We start from the raw sequence: 6,917 nt of genomic DNA on the forward strand, positions 1-6,917 counted from the left end.
ATATAGTAAAACTGTAACATTATGACTTTTATGGATATATTTACTATTCTGTGACATCGAGTCACAAAATAGTAATAATTAACGAGGCAAGCCTCGAGGTATTAAACCTGAAAGCGAATAAATATTACAATAGAGATCATACCCTTTTAAAGCTTTTTGATATAGTTAAAAAAATGTTAATTTTTAGTACTATGTGTAACATAATACCTTCTTAAAGACATATATTTGTATAAGAAACTATTATACATTTTTTAATCATGACAAAAAATCATCATAAAAATATTGCCACATTTATCCATCTATCTACTTTTTCTAGATTTATAATTCCATTTGGAAATTTTATTGGTCCAATTGTTTTATGGGTTACCAATAAAGAAAAATCTGAATTTATAGACAAGCACGGTAAACAAGCAATTAACTTTCAGATTAGCATTCTATTATACGCCTTAATCATTGGTACGATAAGCATTCCATTTTTCATATTTAAAGTTTTTAACGGTATCGACTTTATAGATTTTAATGGTTTTTATGATTTTCACATAAATATAGGTAGACCTTCGCCTCTACTTTACATTACTGGCGGTATCGGTGTTTTGGCATTTTTAGGATTCTTAGTCGAATTAGCACTAATTGTCAAAGCAAGTTTATCTGCTAGAGATGGGAAAGAATACCAATACCCTTTGACTATCAATTTTTTAAAATAGCAGCTTGACCTAAACAAAATCGAATAATCATCAATCAAATCAATCAAATCAATCAAATCAATCAAAAAATGAACAGTTTAATCGAATTAAAGAAATATCTAATATGAAGATAGAAAACACAAAAGCACAAATGCGTAAAGGTGTTTTAGAATATTGCATCCTGTCTGTCCTTAAGGATGAAGATGCATATGTTGCAGAGATTCTTGGCACACTTAAAGACGCTAAAATGCTTGTTGTAGAAGGGACTATTTATCCACTATTAACAAGATTAAAAAATGCTGGACTTCTCAATTACCGTTGGGAAGAATCTACCTCTGGACCACCAAGAAAATATTACGGTCTCACGGAAACAGGAAAATTATTCCTCAAAGAACTAAACACCACTTGGAGTGAATTACAAAACGCAGTTAACCTAGTCACAAGCACAAAAACAACAAAGAAATGAATAAAACAGTCAATATAAATTTAGCAGGGATATTCTTCCATATAGATGAAGATGCATATCTTAAGTTGCAACGCTATCTTGAGGCTATAAAACGTTCATTTACAGACTCTCAAGGTCGCTCAGAAATTATTGCAGATATCGAAGCTCGAATTGCAGAATTATTTACAGAACGCATACAAAACGACAAACAAGTTGTTGGTATTACGCTTGTAGATGAGGTGATTACCATTATGGGACAACCAGAAGATTATTTGGTTGATGATGAAATTTTTGAAGATGAGCCTACTTACACCAAACAGAGACAAACTAAATCTGGACCTAGTAAAAAGCTATATCGCGACACAGACAACTCATATATAGGAGGTGTTTCAGCAGGTTTAAGCCACTACTTAGGCATAGATATGATTTGGGTACGCCTACTTTGGGTATTGTTTACCTTGTTATCTGGAGGCACTTTTATTTTTATTTATCTCATCTTTTGGGCATTAGTACCTGAAGCAAGTACTACGGCTCAAAAGCTTACCATGACGGGAGAACCTGTGAATATCAGTAACATAGAAAAAAAAATTAAAGACGGTATTGATATTGTCTCCGAAAAGGTAAAAAATGTAGATTTCAAAAAACATGGAGATAATATTAAGGAAGGTTTTGAAAACGTAGCAGATAATATTTCGGAAACTGTAAAAGGTGTAGATTTTGAAAAACAAGGCGACCGCTTAAAGAACAAGTCGCGTAACTTTTTTGAAACCATTGGTGACATAGTGATGTTCTTCCTAAAGATTTTCGCAAAGTTCTTTGGGCTCATTCTCATGATTACAGGAATTAGCGCATTAGTAGGCCTTATCATTGCGTTTTTTACAGTTGGTGTTACTGATGCTATACATTTTCCTGGTACCGACTTTTTAGAGGCAGCAAACACGGCTAATATTCCTATTTGGCTAATGTCGCTGTTACTATTCTTAGCTGTTGGTATTCCGTTTTTCTTTTTGTTTTATTTAGGTCTAAAAATATTGGTGAACAATCTAAAGTCCATTGGTAATCCTGCAAAATTTACACTATTAGGTCTGTGGATAGTTTCCATTTTAGGGTTGGGAGTAGTCGGAATAAGACAGGCCACAGAGCATGCTTATGATGCAGAAGTTATTGAAAAAAAAGAAATCAATATCACTACAAACGATACGCTAAGTATTAGCATGGCTGATTTTAAAAATTATAATAGTCGCTATAATAGACGCGTCAATGGTTTTAGGATTATTGAAGATGAAAATGGAAGAAGCATCGTGTCTTCTAACATTAAACTCATCGTTTATTCTACAACAGATTCTCTTGCTAAAGTCGTTATTTCTAAAGAAGCTGACGGAAGCAGTTACAATATTGCAAAGAAAAGAGCCGAAGATATTGATTACGAATACAGCTTTAAAAATAATGAACTTCAGTTAAATCGCTATTTAAGTACCGATGTTAAAAACAAATTTAGCGAGCAAGAAATCAAGATATTGGTTTATGTACCAGAAGGGACAACACTTTTTATCGATAAAAATACTTGGAACTACCAGAGACGCTATTATAACAACTACAATAGTATCATTGCTGATGCTAAAAGTGGACATTTTTTAAAAGTATTAAAAAACGATGTAGAATGTTTAGACTGCCCTGTTGAAATCGAAAAAAATGAAGATGACAACGAAACTGACAGCACTTACCTTAAAATTAATTCACAAGAAGGCGTCATTATTAAATCTGGTGATAGCGTGAAGTTAAAAATAGCAGCTGATGGTATTAGAGCCAATGGCTCAGAAGTTCAAGTCAAAATTGATGATGAATCTGGTGTAGAAATCAAAACGAATGATAATAATTAACACTTCAGACTAATCAATCAACAGTTCATATATTTAAAATTTAATCAACCACTAATTTTTTAAATATTTGAACCGTTTTAAATCATCAATAAAAAAAAGAACAATCATGAACACATTAGTAAGAATTATTACAGCTAGTATCATTGCAATCTTTTTAACATCTTGCAACTTTGACATCAACTTTGATCCAGGTATAATAGGAGACGGAAATGTCATTACCAAAACAAGAGAAGTCATTTCTAACTTTGAAACCGTTAAAGTAAGTAGAGGTATCGATGTTATCTTAACCCAAGGAAATACAATTTCTTTAGAAGTAAAAGCTGACCGAAATTTACACAACGTTATTACTACGGAATTTGATGAAGATAATAACATGCTCAGAATTTCTGCAAATGAAAACATAAAATCTTCAGCATCTAAAAAAGTAATTTTAACAGTTAAAGATATTGCTTCGATAATTACAACAAGTGGTTCAAATGTATATTCCGAAAGCAGTCTAAACACTAATGAACTAAACCTATCATCAACGAGTGGTAGTCATATTGATTTAGATATTGATACAAACGTTCTAAAAATAAAAACAACAAGTGGCGCAGGTATAGATATTAAAGGAACTACAAAAAATATGAATATTGCTGCGACAAGCGGAAGTTATATTAGAGCAAGCAGATTAAAGGCTGAATCAACAACTGTCTCTGCTACAAGTGGTGCTAGCATTTCTGTAAATACCATAAAAGTATTAAAAGCAAGTGCAACCAGTGGTGCTAGTATAAAATATGAAGGTAATCCAGATAAAGTTGATAAAAACAGTGGTGTTTCTGGTAGTATAAAAAAGGTATAATAAGATAATTTGTATGTCCGTAATCAGTAATAATTTAGATTTCTCGACTACACTTCGACTACGCTCTGTGACCACGCTCGAAATGACAGATACATTCTGATTATTACACTTTAAGGATATACAGTAAGATAACCAATCATAATCAACTGAAGAAATTCAGTAAATAAAAAACCATCGCTTACCTGAAAAACGGTTTGGGATGGTTTTTGCATATATTTGTTTCAATAACATCTACGAAGTAAAAAAAAGCGTATAATTACTTCAGATATAACTTTAAATAAAGGATTATGAAATTAGTAAAACTCTTATATATATTGGTGTTTTCTTTAGGTATTACCTGTTTTGGATATAGTCAAACGAAAGAAAAAATTAAAGGAAATAGGAATGTAACCATTAAGCAGACCTATGTCGATAACTTTAATTCATTAATTGTTAAAGATAATTTTGAGGTTAAAATTGCATATAATAGCAAACATTCTGTTGAAGTCGAAGCTGATGATAATTTGCACAGCGTTATAAATATTGACGTAGATGCTGGAGTACTTAGTATTTCTACCGATAAACGCATCACTTCTAAAAAGAAGTTAATCATCACCGTAAACTATAGTGATGGCTTAGAGAATATAGAAGTTTACAATGATGTTGAGTTACGTTCATTAACCTCAATGGAATTAACTGACTTCACCTTAAAAGTTGAAAACAACTCAAGAGCTTATCTTAATATTAAAGCCAACTCTTTAAGTTTTACCTCTTCAGGCAAATCTAAAAGTCGCTTAAATGTAGTTGCGGACAGTACTGCATTTATACTAAGCGATAATAGTAAAATAGATGCCTTAGTTACAGGAAAAACTTCATCTTTTGACTTATATCGAAGTGCGGATGCTACTATCGAAGGCGACGCAGAAAACACCATAATTCACTTAGATAATTCTACTAACTTTTTAGGAAAAAATTATAGTATCAAAAATGCAGATGTGCTTATAGAAAGTAGTAGCGATGCTACTCTAAATGTAGAAGTCTTATTAACACTTAATGCCTCTGGAAATTCCGAGACTTATGTCTACGGAGAGCCAAAAATAAATTTAGAACTTTTAACGGATACTGCGAAACTTCAGAAAAAAAAGAACTAAAAAAAGCCAAAGGTTTTTCTTTGGCTTGTGAAATATTTAGTTAACCCTTTTAATTATATGTCGGTGTGCTTACCTCAAAGGTAGAATCTTTAGCCGCTAAATAACGCTCAGCATCAAGTGCAGCCATACAACCGGTTCCTGCTGCAGTAATGGCTTGCCTGTAAACATGGTCGGCAGCATCTCCACTTACAAAAACACCTTCAATATTGGTCTTACTTGTTCCTGGTTTTGCGTTAATAATATAACCTGTTTCATCAAGGTCTAAATAGTCCTTAAAAATATCAGTATTAGGTTTGTGTCCAATAGCTACGAAAAACCCTGTTGCAGGAATTTCATGCGTATCTCCAGTGATATTGTTTTTTACTCTAACGCCTGTAACTAGTTGCCCATCTCCCAACACTTCTTCTGTTTCTGTATTATAAAGAATTTCGATATTATCTGTATTCTTAACACGTTGTGCCATAATTTTAGAAGCTCTAAACTCATCTCTACGCACTAACATTGTTACTTTTTTACAAAGCTTAGATAGGTAATGCGCCTCTTCGCATGCAGAGTCTCCAGCACCCACGATTACAGTTTCCTGATTTCTATAAAAGAATCCATCACATACAGCACATGCCGAAACACCTCCACCCAATTGCAAATATTTTTGCTCAGATGGTAAACCTAAGTATTTTGCAGAGGCTCCAGTAGATATGATAATTGTATCAGCATGGATTTCTTTCTCTCCATTAACCCAAACCTTATGGGCAGGTCCTGAAAAATCCACTTTTGTTATCCATCCATGACGCACATCAGTTCCAAAACGTTCTGCTTGTTTTTGTAATTGTATCATCATTTCTGGTCCTGTGATGCCATCAGGATATCCTGGAAAATTCTCAACATCATTGGTTGTAGTTAATTGTCCACCAGGCTGTTCACCTTGATATAAAACTGGAGCCATATTAGCCCTTGCAGCATAAATTGCAGCCGTATAACCTGCGGGTCCTGAGCCAATAATTAGGCATTTTACACTTTCAATAGTATCTGACATAATCTTGATTATTTAATCGAAGCAAAAGTAGTTTTTTTACCTAAAACCTTACATAGAAGTTATCAACAGAAATAATGATTTTATTGAGAAATACTATGTAGGTCATTCGCATTACTATTTTTTTTACTTATTAACTATTAATAATTAAAATCTTAATTAATATGAAAAATTTAAAATATCACTCCGAACTATTTAGGGGCTAAATTACAGATAACAAACAGAACGCTACTGAAGATAAAGATATAGTTGAAAACACTGCAAATATCAAAAAGCATACGCTTAAAGGAAATTGGGAAATGACAGGCTTTTACAATTATAAGGATAATAAAATTATAGATTCCTTTAATACCAATGAAGGTTATCGACAAGTAAAAATGTTGAATAAAAACAAGGTAATGTAGAGTAAACTTGTTCCTAATGATTTCATAGAATGGTTTGGTTACGGAAACTATACAGCAACCGATTCTACCCTAACAGAGCAAATAGAATACGGCTCTAGTGTAATGAACCAAATTATTGCAGAAAAAGAAGAGTTTAACTATAAATTAATGGTTGGAGAAAATAGCTTTAGCCAAATTAAAATAGATAATGCTGGTAATATATTGTATTCTTAAAATTATAAACGTATAAATTAAAACCCATATAAACACTGAGTTAATTTGTATTTTTTGAATATTTTTCTTACACTAATAATAAACAAAAAAACCAATTATAAAACGAGCATGCTAAACATATTATCACCCAAAGGAATGATTAACAGCTAACAGCATGTGTCCTTAAAAAAACAAGGCTATATTCTAATATATGACTGAATTAGTACTTGTTCTCCATAATTCCCAAGCGGATTGCCCTGTAATGGCATATAATGCAAACTCCTTTAGGCGTTGATTATTATTCTTAATCCG

The 6,917-nt window shown here is 32.4% G+C and carries 6 protein-coding genes; 5 read left to right on the forward strand and 1 reads right to left on the reverse strand.

Features of this window, described 5'->3' with window-relative positions:
* The first annotated feature begins 257 nt into the window (after positions 1–257).
* The 5 genes from HKP48_RS01055 (at position 258) to HKP48_RS01075 (ending at position 4,979) form a co-directional block, all read left to right on the forward strand.
* On the forward strand, positions 258–704 hold the full coding sequence (locus tag HKP48_RS01055; RefSeq protein ID WP_296341934.1) for a DUF4870 domain-containing protein: 447 nt from the start codon (positions 258–260) through the stop codon (positions 702–704).
* A gap of 103 nt (positions 705–807) precedes the next feature.
* Entirely contained in the window at positions 808–1,149 is a 342-nt protein-coding gene (locus HKP48_RS01060) for a PadR family transcriptional regulator (protein WP_296312740.1), read from the forward strand.
* Positions 1,146–3,008, forward strand: coding sequence for a PspC domain-containing protein (locus HKP48_RS01065; protein WP_296341936.1), 1,863 nt, complete (start codon positions 1,146–1,148; stop codon positions 3,006–3,008). Before HKP48_RS01060 ends, HKP48_RS01065 begins: the two co-directional genes overlap by 4 nt.
* Positions 3,009–3,114: 106 nt before the next feature.
* Positions 3,115–3,849 carry a head GIN domain-containing protein gene (locus HKP48_RS01070; protein WP_296341938.1) on the forward strand — a complete coding sequence of 245 codons (735 nt, stop codon included), beginning with the start codon at positions 3,115–3,117 and terminating at the stop codon, positions 3,847–3,849.
* Positions 3,850–4,136: 287 nt separating this feature from the next.
* On the forward strand, positions 4,137–4,979 hold the full coding sequence (locus HKP48_RS01075; protein WP_296341939.1) for a DUF2807 domain-containing protein: 843 nt from the start codon (positions 4,137–4,139) through the stop codon (positions 4,977–4,979).
* A 49-nt stretch (positions 4,980–5,028) separates the two neighbouring features.
* Here HKP48_RS01075 and trxB read toward each other — a convergent pair whose 3' ends face one another.
* Positions 5,029–6,012: a thioredoxin-disulfide reductase gene (gene trxB, locus HKP48_RS01080; RefSeq protein ID WP_296341941.1), complete on the reverse strand. Its 984-nt coding sequence runs from the start codon at positions 6,010–6,012 to the stop codon at positions 5,029–5,031.
* Positions 6,013–6,917: the final 905 nt, after the last annotated feature.

It is taken from the genome of Winogradskyella sp. (assembly GCF_013042245.1).
In the GTDB taxonomy this organism is placed as follows: domain Bacteria; phylum Bacteroidota; class Bacteroidia; order Flavobacteriales; family Flavobacteriaceae; genus Winogradskyella.

What these genes read in the sequence shown, in the direction of transcription:
- HKP48_RS01065 (WP_296341936.1), top strand. Translation starts at nt 1,146, where the DNA reads ATGAATAAAACAGTCAATATAAATTTAGCAGGGATATTCTTCCATATA.
- HKP48_RS01075 (WP_296341939.1), top strand. Translation starts at nt 4,137, where the DNA reads ATGAAATTAGTAAAACTCTTATATATATTGGTGTTTTCTTTAGGTATT.
- HKP48_RS01060 (WP_296312740.1), top strand. Translation starts at nt 808, where the DNA reads ATGAAGATAGAAAACACAAAAGCACAAATGCGTAAAGGTGTTTTAGAA.
- HKP48_RS01070 (WP_296341938.1), top strand. Translation starts at nt 3,115, where the DNA reads ATGAACACATTAGTAAGAATTATTACAGCTAGTATCATTGCAATCTTT.
- trxB (WP_296341941.1), bottom strand. Translation starts at nt 6,012, where the DNA reads ATGTCAGATACTATTGAAAGTGTAAAATGCCTAATTATTGGCTCAGGA.
- HKP48_RS01055 (WP_296341934.1), top strand. Translation starts at nt 258, where the DNA reads ATGACAAAAAATCATCATAAAAATATTGCCACATTTATCCATCTATCT.